Origin of the sequence: Stenotrophomonas panacihumi, assembly GCF_001431645.1 — a bacterium.
Taxonomy (GTDB): Bacteria; Pseudomonadota; Gammaproteobacteria; order Xanthomonadales; family Xanthomonadaceae; genus Stenotrophomonas_A; species Stenotrophomonas_A panacihumi.
In genome coordinates this window covers 1-17,508 of the sequence record NZ_LLXU01000069.1, presented here as the reverse complement: position 1 = coordinate 17,508, position 17,508 = coordinate 1, and the positions used below count along the sequence as shown (strand labels likewise).

Annotated in this window: 14 protein-coding genes; 7 read left to right on the top strand and 7 right to left on the bottom strand. The window is 69.5% G+C overall.

Annotation, left to right across the window (positions count from 1 at the left end; translation table 11 throughout):
* Positions 1-34: 34 nt before the first annotated feature.
* Positions 35-2,272, bottom strand: coding sequence for a translocation/assembly module TamB domain-containing protein (locus tag ARC20_RS07625; RefSeq protein WP_057646183.1), 2,238 nt, complete (start codon positions 2,270-2,272; stop codon positions 35-37).
* Positions 2,273-2,354: 82 nt separating this feature from the next.
* On the bottom strand, positions 2,355-4,562 hold the full coding sequence (locus ARC20_RS07620) for an AsmA family protein (protein WP_057646182.1): 2,208 nt from the start codon (positions 4,560-4,562) through the stop codon (positions 2,355-2,357).
* 176 nt (positions 4,563-4,738) lie between these two features.
* Between ARC20_RS07620 and scpC the strand changes: the two genes are divergently transcribed.
* Positions 4,739-6,256, top strand: a complete 1,518-nt coding sequence (gene scpC, locus ARC20_RS07615; RefSeq protein ID WP_057646181.1) for a succinyl-CoA:acetate CoA-transferase ScpC — start codon at positions 4,739-4,741, stop codon at positions 6,254-6,256.
* Between the two features lie 4 nt (positions 6,257-6,260).
* On the opposite strand, the gene ARC20_RS07610 is transcribed toward scpC, so the two are convergent.
* The 3 genes from ARC20_RS07610 to ARC20_RS07600 all read right to left on the bottom strand — a co-directional run bounded on the left by ARC20_RS07610 (position 6,261) and on the right by ARC20_RS07600 (position 9,642).
* Positions 6,261-7,331, bottom strand: coding sequence for a 3-deoxy-7-phosphoheptulonate synthase (locus ARC20_RS07610; protein WP_057646180.1), 1,071 nt, complete (start codon positions 7,329-7,331; stop codon positions 6,261-6,263).
* Between the two features lie 322 nt (positions 7,332-7,653).
* Complete coding sequence (gene groL, locus ARC20_RS07605; RefSeq protein WP_057646179.1) at positions 7,654-9,303, bottom strand: chaperonin GroEL; 1,650 nt, start codon at positions 9,301-9,303, stop codon at positions 7,654-7,656.
* Between the two features lie 51 nt (positions 9,304-9,354).
* Positions 9,355-9,642, bottom strand: coding sequence for a co-chaperone GroES (locus ARC20_RS07600; RefSeq protein ID WP_057646178.1), 288 nt, complete (start codon positions 9,640-9,642; stop codon positions 9,355-9,357).
* A 261-nt stretch (positions 9,643-9,903) separates the two neighbouring features.
* On the opposite strand from ARC20_RS07600, the gene cutA reads away from it, so the two are divergent.
* The 6 genes from cutA (at position 9,904) to accC (ending at position 15,912) form a co-directional block, all read left to right on the top strand.
* Positions 9,904-10,242 (top strand): divalent-cation tolerance protein CutA, encoded by a 339-nt coding sequence (cutA, locus tag ARC20_RS07595; RefSeq protein ID WP_057646177.1) that lies wholly within the window; start codon positions 9,904-9,906, stop codon positions 10,240-10,242.
* Between the two features lie 3 nt (positions 10,243-10,245).
* Positions 10,246-12,501 (top strand): protein-disulfide reductase DsbD family protein, encoded by a 2,256-nt coding sequence (locus tag ARC20_RS07590; protein WP_057646176.1) that lies wholly within the window; start codon positions 10,246-10,248, stop codon positions 12,499-12,501.
* A gap of 106 nt (positions 12,502-12,607) precedes the next feature.
* Complete coding sequence (locus ARC20_RS07585; protein ID WP_057646175.1) at positions 12,608-13,420, top strand: polysaccharide deacetylase family protein; 813 nt, start codon at positions 12,608-12,610, stop codon at positions 13,418-13,420.
* Positions 13,421-13,549: 129 nt separating this feature from the next.
* Entirely contained in the window at positions 13,550-13,993 is a 444-nt protein-coding gene (gene aroQ, locus ARC20_RS07580) for a type II 3-dehydroquinate dehydratase (protein ID WP_057646174.1), read from the top strand.
* A 61-nt stretch (positions 13,994-14,054) separates the two neighbouring features.
* Positions 14,055-14,534, top strand: coding sequence for an acetyl-CoA carboxylase biotin carboxyl carrier protein (gene accB / locus ARC20_RS07575; protein ID WP_057646173.1), 480 nt, complete (start codon positions 14,055-14,057; stop codon positions 14,532-14,534).
* Positions 14,535-14,544: 10 nt separating this feature from the next.
* Positions 14,545-15,912, top strand: a complete 1,368-nt coding sequence (accC, locus tag ARC20_RS07570) for an acetyl-CoA carboxylase biotin carboxylase subunit (RefSeq protein ID WP_057646172.1) — start codon at positions 14,545-14,547, stop codon at positions 15,910-15,912.
* A gap of 100 nt (positions 15,913-16,012) precedes the next feature.
* On the opposite strand, the gene ARC20_RS07565 is transcribed toward accC, so the two are convergent.
* Together ARC20_RS07565 and ARC20_RS07560 are read right to left on the bottom strand one after the other, a co-directional pair.
* A complete protein-coding gene (locus tag ARC20_RS07565) occupies positions 16,013-16,387 on the bottom strand; it encodes a hypothetical protein (RefSeq protein WP_057646171.1) in 375 nt (124 codons plus the stop codon).
* A complete protein-coding gene (locus ARC20_RS07560; protein ID WP_057646170.1) occupies positions 16,384-17,334 on the bottom strand; it encodes a hypothetical protein in 951 nt (316 codons plus the stop codon). Before ARC20_RS07560 ends, ARC20_RS07565 begins: the two co-directional genes overlap by 4 nt.
* Positions 17,335-17,508 lie beyond the last annotated feature (174 nt).

The window sequence follows — 17,508 nt, the reverse complement described above, 5'->3', positions numbered from 1 at the left end:
TGCAAAACAATACTTGACAGTACAGCGAACCCACCTATTCAGCTTGGGCGGCGCCCTTTGCGGGCGAGGCGGGAAGCACCGACGGCTGGGCGTCGTACCACTCGCGGGCCTTGAGGACGTGCCACTCGCGCTGGCCATCGCGCAGTTCCAGCGCGGCACTGAGGATGCCCCACTTCGCATACAGGCTGCCCTGGGGTTGCTTGCCCTGCAGGCGCAGGCGGGCGAGGACGTCGAAACGCTCGTTGCTGGCCTGCAGGTTATCCAGCAGCAGCTGGTCGTCCTGCCAGCGCACGCGGCCGGCCATCTTCGTTTCGCCCGCATCGACGAGGTTGTCGATCCACTTCGGGAAATCGCGCTTCTGCGCATACAGGGCCATCAGGAAGCCGACGTCGCGCATGTCCAGCTGCACGTCGGCGTCGAACAGCACCGGCGGCGTCCAGTCAGTGCGCCCGCGATCAATCACCGCGCGCGCCCACCACTGGCCATGCTCGCGGCCATCGTTGCCGGTGAAGTTGACGTTGCGCAGTTCGATCACGCTGGTATCCAGGTCGAAGTTGCGCGCCTTCAATTCGCCGTGGCGCAGCTGCAGGTTGGCGGCGACATCGCCGGTCAGCGCGACGCCACCGGCGTTCAAGCGCGCGGCTTGCGCCTGCACCTGCACGTGGCCCTGTCCGATGTCGCCGCCGGGCAGCAGCTGCAGGTCGCCGCTGGCGCGGCCACTGCCGCCTTCGAAGCGCAGCTGCTGTTGCGGCAGGTAGCGGTTGTAGGCGCGCAGGTCGGGGACGCGCGCGTCCTGGAAGACGAGGTGCCCCTGCGTGCTCTGGCGCAGCTTGGCGGCGCTGGGCTTGCCCGGCAGCGTGCGCAGGGTGAGCCGCAGGTCGTTGCCTTCGATGTAGGGCTTGTCCGGTGTATCGAGCGCGGCAACAACGAAGCGTTGCATCTGCATGGCCAGCGTGGGCAATTGCGTGCCGTCGTCGCCGGCCTCGACGTGCAGGTCGGCGCTGGCACTGCCGGCGAACCGCGTCGCCATCACCTGCGCGCTGGCATCGACCTCGGGCACCCGCACGTGGCTGCCCGGGGCGAGCCGGCCCGCGTCCACCTGCACGTCGCCATCGACCGTCCCTTCGCCGCGCAACTGCAGCCACTTCGCGCTGGGAAACATCGCGGTGATCCAATCCAGCGAGGCAAACCGCCAGCGCCCCTGCAGGTGACCGGAGGCACGCGGGATCAGGCTGGCGAAGTCACGCACCGGCACGCGGCGGCCGGCGAAGCGCAGGTCGGCGTCGAGCCACAGGGCGTCGGCGGCGGTGCCGGGCACCTTGGCCTGGACGTGCAGGTCGTGGTCCACGTTCAAGCGCATGTCCAGTTCGCCGGGCAGCGGCTGGCCGTCCGGGTCCAGGCCCAGCAGCGGCGCGGTCCACTGCGCGCGGCTGCCGGGTGCCAGCTCGCCGCGCACCCAGCGCGCGTCTATATCCGCCTTGCCGGTGCCGGGCGCGGCGCGAAATACAGGGCGGCCGCGGCTATCGCGCTGCAACGCCAGGCCGGTGGTATTGCCGATCAGGCGCAGGCGGATGAGCGTCTTGTCGAGCTTCTGCCAACCCTGCGCCTGGGCGCGGGTGTGCGGGTCGATGGAGAAGTCGGCGTCGAAGCGGCCATCGCGCAGCCATTCGTGGTCGTCCATGCGCAGGTGCACCTGCCCGACATGCGCCCAGGAGGGATATACGCGCATCGGCCCGCTGCGCAGGCGCTTGTAGAAGCCGAACTGCGCGCTGCCGCTGCCGTCGAAATGCAGGCTGCCGAACTGGCCGCCGCGCACGCTGTCGCTGTGGATGCGGTCGAAGCGCAGCAGCCACCCCGGGTGCCCGGGGATCGGTGTCTGCGGCTGCATCGGCGGGCCGTCGTCGCGTTGCGTGCCGCCGGTGACTTCATCGGCCTCGATGTCGGGCATGTGCACTTCGCGGCGCAGCAGGGCCAGCAGCTGGATATCGCCCCGCGCGCGCGCCGCGTCGATCTGCCAGCGCGTGTGCATGACATGCCCGCGCAGGCGCGCCCCACGCACGTCCACCTTCCCCGGCCACCAGCTCGTGGCGTGGTCCCAGTGCAGGGTGAAGCGGTCAGGTTTGCGGTTGATCGCCCACGGCGCCAGGCCGGTGTTGAGGAAGACGTTGGCGGCCAGCAGGTAGAACAGGTACAGGCCGACCAGGGCCAGCAGCGGCCAGCGCAGCCAACGCGGCAGGGCGTTCCATCGGGGCCGCAGGGGGCGAAGGGGCATGCGCGGGGCGATCCATCGTCAGGGGCGTGGCCGACGATGCTAGGCAAGGCGCCGTGGTGCCGGCGTCAGGGTGGCGCGACCCTCAGCGCAGCAATGCCGGCTGCGCGTCGTACCACTGGCGGGCGCGGATCAGGTGCCAGTCGCGCTTGCCGCCGTCGGTTTCCAGCGCGGCGCTGAGCACGCCCCAGTTGGCGAACAGGTCGCCGTCGCGCTGGCCACCGCGCAGTCGCAGTCGCGCCAGGACGGTGAAGCGGTCGTTGCCGGCCTGCATGCGGTCCAGCACCAGCTGGTCGCCATGCCAGAAGATGCGCCCGCTCACCTGGGTCTGTCCGGCATCGACGACCTTGCCCACCCACTTGGGGAAATCGCGCTTTTGCGAATACAGCGCAAGCAGGAAGCCGAGGTCGCGCACCTTCACCTGCGCGTTGGCGTCCAGGCTGATCGGCCGGGTCCAGTCCATGTGCGCGCGCGGCAGCGTGACCGTCGCCCACCAGCCGCTGTGCGGCTCGCCATCCGGGCCGGTGAAACTGGTGTTGCGCAACGCCACGGTGCTGGCGTCGAGGGTGAAGTTCTGCCCGCGCAGGTCGGCCTGGCGCAGGTGCAGGTCGGCGTCGAGGTCGGTGCGCAGCGCGATGCCGGCCGCGTGCAGGCGCGCGCCACGCGCGGCCACCCGCAGCCGGCCCTCTGAAATCGTGCCGCCCGGCGCCACCTGCACGTCGCCACTCAAGGTGCCGTTGCCGCCTTCGAAGCGCAGCTGGCCCTCGGGCAGGAAGCGGTTGTAGGCCCGCAGGTCGGGCACGCGCGCATCGCGGAACACCAGGTGCGCGGCGGCGGTCTGCTTGAGGCCGGCCACGGTGCGCTCGCCGGCGCCGGCGCGCAGGTCCAGTTGCAGGTTCTCGCCTTCAACGAACGGATGCCGCGCCTCGTCGGCAATCTGGAAGCGCTGCATGCGCAGGTCCAGCGTGGGCACCAGCGCACCGGCCTCGCCGTCCACGCGCAGGTGGGCCACGGCCTGGCCATCGATATGGTGGCCCATCACCTCCACGCTGGCGCTGGCCTCCGGCACGCTGACCTGGCTGCCGGGCGCGAGCTGGCCGGCGCGTACCTGCACGTCGGCATCCACCTGGCCTTCGCCCCGCAGCTGCAGCCACTGCGCCTGCGGGAACATCGCGGTGATCCAGCCCAGCGACGGGAAGCGCCACTGCATCAGCACATGCCCGTTGGCGCGCGGCACCAGCGTGGTGAAGTCGTGCAGCGGTACCTTGCGGCCCTGCACGCGCAGGTCGGCATCGAGCTTGAGGTTGGCGCCGGGCTGTTCGGGCATCAGCGCGTGCACGACGATGTCCTGGTCCACGCGCACGTCCATGCGCGCTTCGCCCTGCAACGGCTGGCCGTCCAGCCGCGTGCCCACCAGCGGCGCGCGCCAGGCCAACCGGCCACCGGGTGCGAGTTCGCCGCGGATCCAGTGCAGGTCGATGTCGGCGTCGCCCTGACCTGGTGCCGGGCGCAGTACCGGCCGGCCCTGGTCGTCGCGCTGCAACGACAACGCGGCGGTGCGGCCCTGCAGGCGCAGGCGTGCATCGAGCTTGAGCAGCTTGTCGATGCCGGCGGCCTGGTCGCGGCGATGCGCGTCGAGGCTGAAATCGCCATCGATGCGCGCGTCGTGCAGCAGCACCTGCTCGCCCTGGCGCAGGGTGGCGGCGGTGAAGTGCGCCTGCGAAGGCGTCAGCGCCATCGCGCCGCCGCGCATCTGCTTGCTGAAGCCCATCTCGGCGCGGCCCTGGCCCTGCAGCCGCAGGTTGCCGAAATAGCCTTCGCGCACGCTGTCGCTGACGATGCGGTCGAAGCGCAGTACCCAGCCGGGTTTGGCTTTCGGATCGAAGGTGGGCGGGAGGATCGGCGCACCGGGATCGCGATGCGCGCCGCCGCTCACCTCGTCGGCCACCACTACGGGCACGCGCACTTCGCGGTGGAACAGCGGCAGCAGCGCCACGTGTCCCTGCGCGCGGCCGGCACGCACTTCCCAGCGCGTGTGCATGACGTGGCCCTGCAGGTGCACGTCCCACGCCTTGACGTAACCCGGCCACCAGCTCAGCGCACTGCCCCACCGCGCGGTGAACTTCTCCGGCTTGCGATTCGCCGCCCACGGCCCGAGCGGCGTGTTGAGGAACAGGTTCGCCAGCAGCAGGTAGGCGACGTACACGCCGGCCAGCGTCGACAGCGTGCGGCGCAGCCAGCGCGGGCGGGCGGACCACCAGGCACGGAGCGGGAACGGGCGCGTCGATTCCATGGCCTGCGGCTCCGGACGGTGGCGTAAAGCGCCATGCTACCCGCGACGGGCGCGCGTGTCGGTATACAGCGGCAGGGACATATCGGCAGCGTGCGTGCCATCCCACCTTCGTCGCACGCAGGCCACCCATGGCGTGGCCGATAATGCCGGTCTCCCCCGACGCCGCAGCTTCCGCCATGACCGCCGAACGCATCCTCCATCCCCGCCTGCGCGACCGCGTGGTGTCCGCCGAAGCCGCCGCCGCGTGGATCGCGCCCGGCGAGACCGTGGCGATGAGCGGCTTCACTGGCTCGGGCTATCCGAAGGCGGTGCCTATCGCGCTGGCGCAGCAGATCGAGACCGCGCATCAGGCCGGGCAGCCGTTCCAGATCAAGCTGATGACCGGCGCCTCCACCGCGCCGGAACTGGACGGCGCGCTCGCCAAGGCCGACGGCATCGCCCTGCGCATGCCGTTCCAGACCGACCCGGACGCGCGTGCGCGCATCAATGCCGGCAAGCTGGATTACATCGACATCCACCTCAGCCACGTCGCGCAGCACGTGTGGTTCGGCTTCTATGGCGAGATCGACACCGCGGTGATCGAGGTGACGGCGATCCGCGAGGACGGCAGCCTGGTGCCTTCGACGTCGGTGGGCAACAACAAGACCTGGCTGGACCTGGCCAAGAAGATCATCATCGAGGTCAACGAGTGGCAGCCGGCCGATATCGACGGCATGCACGACATCTACTACGGCACCGCGTTGCCGCCGCACCGCAAGCCGATCCCGCTGGTGCACGGCGATGACCGCATCGGCCAGACCACGCTCAACTGCGACCTGGACAAGGTGGTGGCCGTGGTGCGCACCAACGGGCCGGACCGCAACAGCCCGTTCACCCCGGCCGACGAGACCAGCGAGCGCATCGCCGGGCACCTGATCGAGTTCCTCAAGCACGAAGTGGCGCGTGGCCGTTTGCCGGCGAACCTGCTGCCGCTGCAATCAGGCGTGGGCAACATCCCCAACGCGGTGCTGGCCGGCCTGGCGAACAGCGGCTTCCGCGACCTGGAGGCGTTCACCGAAGTCATCCAGGACGGCATGCTCGACCTGCTCAAGTCCGGCGTGCTGCGCTACGCCTCGTGCACGGGCTTCGCGTTGAGCCCGGCGGCGAACGAGGAGTTCAAGCGCAACATCGCCTTCTACCGCGAGCGCATCGTCATGCGCACGCAGGAGATCTCCAACCATCCGGAGCTGGTGCGCCGCCTCGGTTGCATCGGCATGAACGGAATGATCGAGGCCGACCTCTACGGCAACGTCAATTCCACGCACGTGATGGGCTCGCGGATCATGAACGGCATCGGCGGCTCGGGCGATTTCGCGCGCAACGGTTTCCTCTCGGCGTTCCTCAGCCCCTCCACGGCGAAGAACGGCACGATCTCCTCGATCGTGCCGATGGTCAGCCATGTGGACCACACCGAGCACGACGTGGCGGTGGTGGTCACCGAACAGGGCCTGGCCGACCTGCGCGGGCTGACGCCCAAGCAGCGCGCGCGCGTGGTGATCGACCACTGCGTGCACCCGGACTACCGCGCGCAGCTGGAGGACTACTTCGACCGCGCCTGCCGCGACGCGTACGGCAAGCACACGCCGCACCTGCTGCCCGAGGCGCTGTCCTGGCACCAGCGCTGGCTGGATACCGGGACGATGCGCGAGGGGTGAGGCGTCAGGCCGCCTCGGCGGCCAGCGCGCGACGCGCGCGCACCGCGTCGGCCAGCTGCTCCAGCACGGCCACCGAGGTGTCCCAGTCGATGCAGCCATCGGTGATGCTCTGGCCGTAGACGAGCGGGCGGCCTTCCACCAGCTCCTGGCGGCCACCGACCAGGTGGCTTTCCACCATCGCGCCGACGATGCGCGTCTCGCCCGCCGCCAGCTGCGCGGCGATATCGGCGATGACCTTCGGCTGGTTGTCCGGGTTCTTGCCGCTGTTGGCGTGGCTGGCGTCGATCATCAACCGCTGCGCCAAGCCTGATTTCTGCAGCACCGCGGCCGCGGCGTCGACGCTGTCCGCGTCGTAGTTCGGCCGGCTGCCGCCGCGCAGGATGACGTGGCAATCCGGATTGCCGCCGGTGGCGACGATCGCGGTCTGCCCCTGCTTGGTCACCGAAAGGAAATGGTGCGCGTGCGAGGCCGCGCTGACCGCGTCGGCGGCGATCTTGACGTCGCCACCGGTGCCGTTCTTGAAGCCGATCGGGCACGACAGGCCGGACGCCAGTTCGCGATGCACCTGGCTTTCGGTGGTGCGCGCGCCGATCGCACCCCAGGCGACGAGGTCGGCGATGTACTGCGGCGAGATCGTGTCGAGGAACTCCACGCCCGCCGGCAGGCCGAGCCGGTTGATGTCGCGCAGCAGGCCGCGCGCCACCGCCAGCCCCTTGTTGATCTGGAAGCTGCCGTCCAGGTCGGGGTCGTTGATCAGGCCCTTCCAGCCGACCGTGGTGCGCGGCTTCTCGAAGTACACGCGCATGACGATCTCCAGCGCGTCGCCGAGCGTGTCGCGCAGCGGGCGCAGGCGCGCGGCGTATTCGAGCGCGGCCTTCGGGTCGTGGATCGAGCACGGGCCGATCACCACCGCCAGGCGGTCGTCGCGGCCATGCAGGATGGCGTGCAGCGCGCTGCGCGAGCGCGCGACGGTTTCCGAGGCGGCCTCGTCGCACGGCAGTTCGCCGATCAGCTCGGCGGGGGTGACCAGCGGTTCGATCTTGCGGATGCGCAGGTCATCGGTCAGGGGGGGCATGGTGTTCTCCGGGGGGTCGAGTACTTGGGGGCCCCAGCGTGGCGGCAACAAAAAAGCCGCCAGGTTTGCTGGCGGCTTTCGGGATGCGTCTGAAGGTTCCTTCAGGGTGAGCGCAATCCTTCCTCCGCCAGCGGCATCGGAAAACCGTAGTACCAAAAGTAAAAGCGGCTGCGGTTTGCGTTCATGGGCAGCATTGATAACACGGGTTTTGCGGCGCGCCAACCGTTTCATTGGCAACTGCGAGGACGGGCGGGCAAAAGAAAACCCCGCCTCGCGGCGGGGTTTTCGATACAGCGTACGGCGCGAGGGCCGCGGCAGGGACTTAGAAGTCCATGCCGCCCATGCCACCCATGCCGCCCATGCCACCGGCGCCGCCCATGGCGGGCTCGTCCTTCTTCGGGGCCTCGGCCACCATCGCTTCGGTGGTGATCATCAGGCCGGCGATCGAAGCGGCGTTCTGCAGGGCCGAACGGGTCACCTTGGTCGGGTCCAGGATGCCGAACTGCAGCATGTCGCCGAACTCGCCGGTCGCGGCGTTGTAGCCGAAGCTGCCAGTGCCTTCCTTGACCTTGTTGATGATGACCGACGGCTCTTCGCCGGCGTTGGCGACGATCTCGCGCAGCGGGGCTTCCATCGCGCGCAGGGCGATCTGGATGCCGTGGTTCTGGTCTTCGTTGGCGCCCTTCAGGGAAGCCAGCGCGGTAATCGCGCGCACCAGGGCCACGCCGCCGCCCGGCACCACGCCTTCTTCAACGGCCGCACGGGTGGCGTGCAGGGCGTCGTCGACGCGGTCCTTCTTTTCCTTCATTTCGATTTCGGTCGAAGCACCGACCTTGATCACCGCCACGCCGCCGGCCAGCTTGGCCACGCGCTCCTGCAGCTTCTCGCGGTCGTAGTCCGACGAGGTGTCCTGGATCTGGGTCTTGATCTGGGTCACGCGCGCATCGACGTTGGCCTTGTCGCCGACGCCGTCGATGATGGTGGTGTTCTCCTTGGAGACCTGCACCTTCTTGGCGCGGCCCAGGTCCTTGATGGTGGCCTTCTCCAGCGACAGGCCCACTTCCTCGGAGATCACGGTGCCGCCGGTCAGCACGGCCATGTCTTCCAGCATCGCCTTGCGACGGTCGCCGAAGCCCGGGGCCTTCACGGCCACGACCTTGACGATGCCACGGATGGTGTTGACCACCAGGGTCGCCAGGGCTTCGCCCTCGACTTCCTCGGCCACGATCAGCAGCGGCTTGCCGGCCTTGGCCACGCCCTCGAGGACGGGCAGCAGGTCACGCACGTTGGAGATCTTCTTGTCGTGCAGCAGGATGAAGGGGTCATCCAGGTCGGCGGTCTGCGCCTGCTGGTTGTTGATGAAGTACGGCGACAGGTAGCCGCGGTCGAACTGCATGCCCTTGACCACGTCCAGCTCGTTGTCCAGGCCCGAGCCTTCTTCAACGGTGATGACGCCTTCCTTGCCGACTTCCTTCATCGCGTCGGCGATGATCTGGCCGATCGACTCGTCCGAGTTGGCCGAGATGGTGCCGACCTGGGCGATCGCCTTGTCGTCGGCGGTCGGCTTGGAGATGTTCTTCAGCTCGGTGACGGCGGCCGAGACGGCCTTGTCGATGCCGCGCTTGAGGTCCATCGGGTTCATGCCGGCGGCCACGGCCTTGACGCCCTCGCGGATCAGCGCTTGGGCCAGCACGGTGGCGGTGGTGGTGCCGTCGCCGGCGTCGTCGTTCGTGCGCGACGCCACTTCCTTCACCATCTGCGCGCCCATGTTCTCGAACTTGTCAGCCAGTTCGATTTCCTTGGCGACGGAGACGCCGTCCTTGGTGATGGTCGGGGCGCCGAAGCTCTTCTCGAGCACGACGTTGCGGCCCTTCGGGCCCAGGGTGGCCTTGACGGCATTGGCGAGCACGTTCACGCCGCGCACCATGCGCGAGCGGGCGTCTTCACCGAAACGGATGTCCTTGGCAGCCATTGGCTATTACCTCAGTAGATTCTGGAAAAAGGGGGAAATGACGCTCGGCGATCAGCCGATGATCGCCAGGATGTCGTCCTCGCGGAGCACCTTGTACTCGACGCCTTCGGACTTGTAGCTGCTGCCGGCGTACTGGCCGTAGATGACCTTGTCGCCGACCTTGACGACCGGCGCGCGCACGCTGCCGTTGTCCAGCGGCTTGCCGGTGCCGACGGCCACGACCTCACCCTTGGTGGACTTCTCCTTGGCAGAGTCCGGGATCACGATGCCGCCGGCGGAGATTTCGTCGGCTTCGATCGGCTTGACCACGACGCGGTCGTGAAGCGGCTTGATGCTCATTGAAAGACCCTCTTAAGTGATTGATTGGTCTGGAAAAGACTGGCGATATTAGCACTCGCCCATGACGAGTGCCAACACGCGGCAGAAAAACACCCGACGGGCGGGACCGGGCAGTAATGGAGCCCGGCCGGGGGCTTTCAAGGGCCGGCCCGGGAAATTTTTGCCACGCGGCCGCCGGGCGCCGCCGCTGCCCCGGCAGGGGCACGACACCGTTCCGCCGGCGCCGGGTGCCGGGGCGGAACGCCCGCCTATACTGGTCAGATGCCCGACACCCCCGATCCGGTCCACCTGCTGCTGAGCACCTGCCCCGACGCCGCGAGCGCCGAGGTGATCGCCCGCGCGCTGGTCGGCGAAGGGCTGGCGGCCTGCGTGACCCGGCTGCCGGGGGCGCATTCGGTGTATCGCTGGAACGGCGCGGTGGAAAGCGCCGAGGAAGTCCAGCTGCTGATCAAGACCCGCCAGGCGCGCCTGGACGCGACCATCGCCCGGCTGTGCGAGCTGCACCCGTACGACCTGCCCGAGGCGGTCGCGATCCCGGCCAGCGCCGGCCTGCCCGCCTACCTGGACTGGATCCGGGCGCAAACCTTCGAGGATTCCTGATTGATGAAGTGGCTGCACCGTTTCCTCGCGCTGTGCGCGCTGACGTTCTCCTCGCTGCCCGCCCTGGCCTTCACCGAAGCCGACCTGCTGCCGGTCGACCAGGCGTTCGCGCTCAGCGCGCGCGCCGACGGCCGTGATGGCATCGAGCTGCAGTGGAAGATCGCCGACGGCTATTACCTGTACCGGCACCGCATCGCCGTCGCGCCGGTGGGCGAGGGTTTCGCGCCGGGCCCGCTGACCCTGCCGGAAGGCCACAAGAAGCACGACGAGTTCTTCGGCAACGTGGAGACCTACCGCGGCCAGCTGCGCGCGGTGCTCGCCGGCCAGGCCGACCCGGCCACGCGCAGCGTCACCCTGGAAGTGCGCTACCAGGGCTGCGCCGATGCCGGCGTGTGCTATCCGCCGCAGAAGCGGCGCATCGAGGTGAAGCTGCCGCCGGGCGAGCTGACCTCCGCGGCTCCCCCCAGCGGCCTGCCGCGCGCACCCGCCCTGCCCGGCGCCGGCCCGGGCCTGCCCGGGCTGCCGGGCAGTGGCATGGAAGCCCTGCCGCTGCCGGCCGAGCAGGCGTTCGCGTTCGAGGCCATCGTCGGCGACGGCAACACCCTGTTGCTGCGCTTCACCCCGGCGCCGGGCTACTACCTCTACCGCGACCGCACCTCGCTGGCCCTGGAAGGCAGCAAGGACATCGCCACCGGCATGCCGCGCTGGCCGCAGGGCCGCTCGCACCATGACGAACACTTCGGCGACGTGGTCGTGTACTTCGACCAGGCCGAAGTCACCCTGCCGCTGCTGCGCCGGCAGACCGCGCCGGCGAACATCACGCTGGTGGCGACGTTCCAGGGCTGCCAGACGGATGGCATCTGCTATCCGCCGATGACGCGCCGGGTGAAGCTGGCGTTGCCGGCCGGCAAGGTCACCCCGCCCGAACAGGCCAGCGCCGCGCCGCTGCCGATCCAGCCGCTGAGCGGCAACGCGCGGCCGGTGCCGTCGACCAAGACGCCGGTCTATCCGGATGCCTCGGCCGAGAACGACAACCGCAGCGTGCCGCCGCCGCAGCGGCAGAACCTGCTGTGGGTGCTGATCGCCGCGCTGGCCGGCGGACTGGTGCTCAACCTGATGCCCTGCGTGCTGCCGATCCTCTCGCTCAAGGTGCTCGGGCTGGCCCACAGCGGCGAAAGCCGCGCCCGCGCGCGCAGCCATGCGCTGTGGTACTCGCTGGGCGTGCTGGTGTCGTTCACCGCCATCGGCGCGCTGGTGATCGGCCTGCGCGCCGCCGGGCAGGCCGCGGGCTGGGGCTTCCAGCTGCAGCAGCCGTGGTTCGTGGCGATGCTGGCCTACCTGATGTTCGCCATCGGTCTGAGCCTGTCGGGGCTGTTCACGCTCGGCGGCAGCGGCGGCCTCGGCCAGTCGCTGGCCGCGCGCAACGGCCCGGTCGGCGATTTCTTCACCGGCGTGCTGGCCTGCGTGGTCGCCAGCCCGTGCATCGCTCCGTTCATGGGCACCGCGCTGGCCTATGCCTTCGCCGCGCCCGCGCTGCCGGCGATGCTGGTGTTCGTGGTGCTGGGCCTGGGCCTGGCGCTGCCGTTCCTGCTGATCGGCTTCGTGCCTTCGCTGGCGCGCCGCCTGCCCTCGCCCGGCCCGTGGATGGAAACGCTCAAGCAGGTGCTGGCGTTCCCGATGTACCTCACCGCGATCTGGCTGCTGTGGGTGCTGGGCAAGCAGCGCGGCGTGGATGCGCTGGCGCTGGTGCTGGTCGGCGCGACGCTGCTGGCGCTGGGCCTGTGGTGGTTCGAGCGCAGCCGCTGGCGCAGCCACCGGCTGGGCCTGGGTCTGTCGAGCGCGATGCTGGTGCTGGCGCTTCTGCCGGTGTGGGGCGTCACCCGCCTCGCCCCGCCGCGCGCGGCGGCCGCCGAGGCCGGCGAGGTCGCCTACTCCGCGCAGCTGCTGGACCGCCTGCGCGCCGACAATCGCGTGGTCTTCGTCAACATGACCGCCGACTGGTGCGTCACCTGCAAGGCAAACGAACGCCATGTGCTGGGCAGCGGCGAGTTCCGCGACACCCTGCGCCGGGTCGACGCGGTGTACATGACCGGCGACTGGACCAACGAGGACCCGGCGATCAGCGCATTCCTCAAGCAGCACCAGGCGGTGGGCGTGCCGCTGTACGTGGTCTATGGACCGGGCGCGCCACCGACCGTGCTGCCGACCGTGCTGACCCAGGCGATCGTCGAGGACGCCCTGCTGCGCGCGGCGCGCTGAACCCGGGCCCGGTCCGTCCCGTGACCGGGTTCACTCCCTCCCGCCGGCATTCCACGCCAAGATGCGCCACGCCCCGCGTGGCACCTGCGAGAGAGGAAAGCGCCCGATGATCAAGCTGGCCCGTGTACTGGGAGGCGTGCTGCTGGTATCCAGCGCGGTCGCCAACGCCGGCGAACCCGCGCCCTTCCACTGGCCGGACGGGCACAAGGCGGCGGTCAGCCTGTCCTATGACGATGCGCTGGATTCCCAGCTCGACATCGCCATTCCGCAGCTGGACCAGTACGGCTTCAAGGGCAGCTTCTACCTGCAGCTCTCGCGCGAGCCGGTCGCCAAGCGCATGGAAGCCTGGCGCGCCGCCGCCCGCAACGGCCACGAGCTCGGCAACCACACCCTGTTCCACCAATGCTCCGGCTCGGTGAAGGGGCACGAGTGGGTCGAACCCGCGCGCGACCTCGACCATACGAGCGCGGCGCAGATGAAGGACCAGGTGCTGCTCGCCAACACCATGCTGCAGGCGCTGGATGGCCAGACGCAGCGGACGATGACGGTGCCGTGCGGCGACGTCATGGCGCAGGGCGAGAACTACATCAAGCTGGTCGCCCCGCAGTTCGTGGCGATCAAGCTGGGCGACGGCGCCGTGGTGCCGGACATGGCCACGCTGGACCTGCACGCCGTCCCGGTCGAGGCGCCCGTCGGGGTCACCGGGGCGCAGCTGATCGCCCGGGTCGAGGAGGCGGGGCGGCGCGGCACGATGGTCAATTTCACCTTCCACGGCGTGGGCGGCGACTACCTGACCGTCTCCCGCGAGGCCCATGAGGCGCTGCTGCGCTACCTGGCCGCCCATCGGGACGTGTACTGGGTGGACACCTTCCTCACCCTGACCACCTACGTGCAGGCCCAGCGCGCGCCCGCGCGCTGACGCCGCCAGCGCTGGCGCGGGTTTCCGGCGGATTTCAAACGGCCGCTTAAAACAACGACAACTTCGCCCATCTGGACAGTATCGGCGGCATCGCGCAGACTTCCGGCCTTTCAGGTTTCCGTCCCCACCATGGCCCGACTGCTGCTGTTGCACGGCCCCAACTTGAACCTGCTCGGCACCCGCGAGCCGGAGATCTATGGCCACGACACCCTGGCGGACATCAACCACCGCCTGATGACGAAGGCGCAGGCGGCCGGCCATGAACTCGCGTACTTCCAGTCCAACGCCGAGCACGAGCTGGTCAACCGCATCCATGCGGCGCGCGATGAAGGCGTCGCCTTCATCCTGATCAACCCGGGCGCATTCACCCACACCTCCGTCGCCCTGCGCGACGCGCTGCTGGGCGTGGCGATCCCGTTCATCGAACTGCACCTGTCCAATCCGCACGCCCGCGAGCCGTTCCGCCACCACAGCTATCTCAGCGACAAGGCGGTGGGCGTGATCGTCGGCTTCGGCCCGGACAGCTACCGGCTGGCGCTCGACGCCGCCCTCGCCCGCCTCGCGCCGGCCTGACCCCTTTCTTCCGTACCGGGCGGCCGCGCGCCGCCATTCCACGTTTACCCAAGAGGCCACCATGGATCTGCGCAAAATCAAGAAGCTGATCGACCTGCTCGAAGAGTCGAACCTCGCCGAAATCGAAATCAAGGAAGGCGAGGAAAGCGTCCGCTTGGCGCGCACGCCGAAGGGCGGCTATGCCGCGCCCGCGCCGGCCCCGGTGATGATGGCCGCGCCGGTCGCCGCCGCGCCGAGCATGCCGATGCAGTCGCCCACCGAAGCCTCCACCGGCGGCACCGCCAAGGCCGGCAACGCGCTGCCGGAAGGCCACGTGCTGCGCGCGCCGATGGTCGGCACGTTCTACACCTCGCCGGCGCCGGACAAGCCGGCGTTCGTCAGCGTCGGCCAGGCGGTCAAGGCCGGCGAGACGCTGGCCATCATCGAGGCGATGAAGATGTTCAACCCGATCGAGGCCGACGTCTCGGGCACGATCGTGGCGATCCTCGGCGAAAGCGGCCAGCCCGTGGAATTCGACCAGCCCCTGTTCGTGATCGGCTGAGGAGCAGCGCATGCTCGATAAAGTCGTCATCGCCAACCGGGGTGAAATCGCGCTGCGCATCCTGCGCGCGTGCCACACGCTCGGCATCCGCACGGTCGCGGTGCATTCCACCGTCGACCGCAACCTCAAGCACGTCGCCATGGCCGACGAGTCGGTCTGCATCGGCCCGGCCGCCTCGGCCGACAGCTACCTCAACATCCCGGCACTGATCGCCGCGGCCGAGGTCACCGACGCGCAGGCCATCCACCCCGGCTACGGCTTCCTCTCGGAGAACGCCAACTTCGCCGAGCGCGTGGAGCAGTCCGGCTTCATCTTCATCGGCCCGAAGGCCGACACCATCCGCCTGATGGGCGACAAGGTGGAAGCGATCCGCGCGATGAAGGCCGCCGGCGTGCCGTGCGTGCCCGGCTCGGGCGGCCCGCTGGGCGATGACATCGTGGCCAACACGAAGATCGCCCGCGAGATCGGCTTCCCGGTGATCATCAAGGCCGCCGGCGGCGGCGGCGGCCGCGGCATGCGTGTGGTGCATGCCGAAGGCGCGCTGAAGGCCTCCATCGAGACCACGAAGCAAGAGGCCAAGGCGGCTTTCAGCAACGACCAGGTCTACATGGAGAAGTTCCTGGAGAACCCGCGCCACATCGAGATCCAGGTGCTGGCCGACGGCCAGGGCAATGCGATCCACCTGGGCGAACGCGACTGCTCGATGCAGCGCCGCCACCAGAAGGTGGTCGAGGAAGCGCCGGCGCCGGGCATCACCGAGGAACTGCGCAACGAGATCGGCAAGGTCTGCGTGGAAGCCTGCCTGCGCATCGGCTACCGCGGTGCGGGCACGTTCGAATTCCTGTTCGAGAACGGCCGCTTCTACTTCATCGAGATGAACACCCGCATCCAGGTGGAGCATCCGGTGACCGAGCGCATCACCGGCATCGACCTGGTGTGCGAGCAGCTGCGCATCGCCGCCGGCCAGAAGCTGACCATCAAGCAGAGCGACATCGTGCTGCGTGGCCATGCCATCGAGTGCCGCATCAACGCCGAGGACCCGGAAACGTTCATGCCCAACCCGGGCCTGATCACCGCTTTCCACCCGCCGGGTGGCCCGGGCGTGCGCGTGGATACGCACATCTACAGCGGCTACAAGGTCCCGCCGAACTACGACTCGATGATCGGCAAGCTGATCGTGCACGGCCCGGACCGCGAAACCGCGATCGCGCGCATGCGCGTGGCGCTGAGCGAGATGGTCGTGGACGGCATCAAGACCAACATCCCGCTGCAGCAGCGGATCATGCGCGACAAGGGCTTCCAGGCCGGTGGGCAGAACATCCACTACCTGGAGAAGCGGCTGGCCGAGCGCAAGAACCAGTCGATCGCGCTGGTCTGAGGCGGCCGGCAGGCAGGCATGGAAAAGGCGGGGATCTCCCCGCCTTTTTCTTTGCCGCTTTTCCCGCCGGCGCCGCGCTTCGACGGCGCGGCGCGAGGCGTCAGTTCGCGCCGGTGGCGGGCGCGGCCTGCTGCGAACCCACCTGCAGCTGGTTGCCCGTGCTCGAGGCCGGATCCACCACGGTGACCGTTTCGGTGGAGCCGTCCGGCCAGACGATCTGGAAGGTGGCGCCCGCCGGCAGCGAATCGAACGGCATGCCGCTTTGCGCGCGATACAGCGCCGCGACCTGCGCCGCGCCCATGCGCCGGACCTGGTCGTCGGACTTCACCGAGGTCAGGTGCACCTGCGAGAGATTCTGGTAGCGCATGTCGGCGGTATCGATCATCACGATGCCCACGGCCGCCGCCGAGTAGGCGACGAACGCCACGACCCAGAACCAGAAGCGCGCCCCGATCAGAAAGCGTCGGAACTTCATGACGTCACCCCCGTGCCATTGACCAGCGTATTGATCATCTCGTCCATCTTGTCCGCACTTTGCCGCGGTACCGCGGCGTCATATACAAAATCCGGGAAGTCCTGCGCGGCGTTGGCGGAGCAGATCCCGCCGTTGGCGCAGTAACTCGTCATCAGGTTGCTCTCGGCGCCGCACGCCAGGCCCAGCCGGCACGCGGCCAGCTGCCAGGCGAGCTGCGCGAACTGGTCGCCGGCGACGTAGCCGCGATAGGCCTCGTCGCCCCGCGCCGACACGCCCATCGCCCCCGACAGCGCCAGGTAGGCTTCCGGGTCGCGCGAGGCCAGCACGCGCTGCACCAGGTCGCGCTTGTAGGCGGCGCTGGCGACCAGCGGCTGGCCCAGCGACAGCAGCGCGGCTTCGGCGGCCAGGTTGCCGGCCTGCGCGGCCTGCGTGCGCTGGGACAGGATGTTGGCGGCGGTCAGGCCATCGCTGGCGACGAAGCCATTGCAGCGCGCCTGCAGGTGCTGGCGGGCGTCGATCATCGCCGCCACCGCCGGGTTGGCGTGGCTGGCCAGCGTGGTGTTGTCGGCGGCATAGCCGGCCGGGTTCTGCGCGTAGGCGGCGCAGTAGTCGTAGACGCGGCTGAGCATCCAGCCGGCCTCGGCGTCGCCCCCGCGGGCGGCTTCGGCCAGCTGCTGGGCGTAGCGGTAGAGGTCGGTTTCGCCCTCGAAGGCGGCCCGGCGGTTCACCGGCAGCCCCGCGGCGACCTGCGCGCGCGCTTCGGCCGGCGTTTGCGGGGGCAGGCGCGGCAGGCGCGGCTCGGAGGTCACCACGGCGGCGACCGGCGCGATGCTCGGCCAGGACGCCACGACCGGCTTGCCGCCGCCCATGCGGTACGCCCACACGGCCGCCAGCAGCGCGGCGGGCGCAAGCAGGATCAGCAGGTGGCGGTGGCGGGTCTGGGGCATGGGGTCCGGGCGGGTCCCGGCGGCAGGAGGGCTCGCGGGCGCGCGCAAAGTCTAGCGCAAGCGCCGCCGCGGCACCCGCCGACCCACGGCCGGCCGGGGTGGTCTACGATGCCCGCCCTGTCGCCCCAAGAGTCGCCCCCATGCCGTTCCTCGAACTGACCATGCGCTGCACCG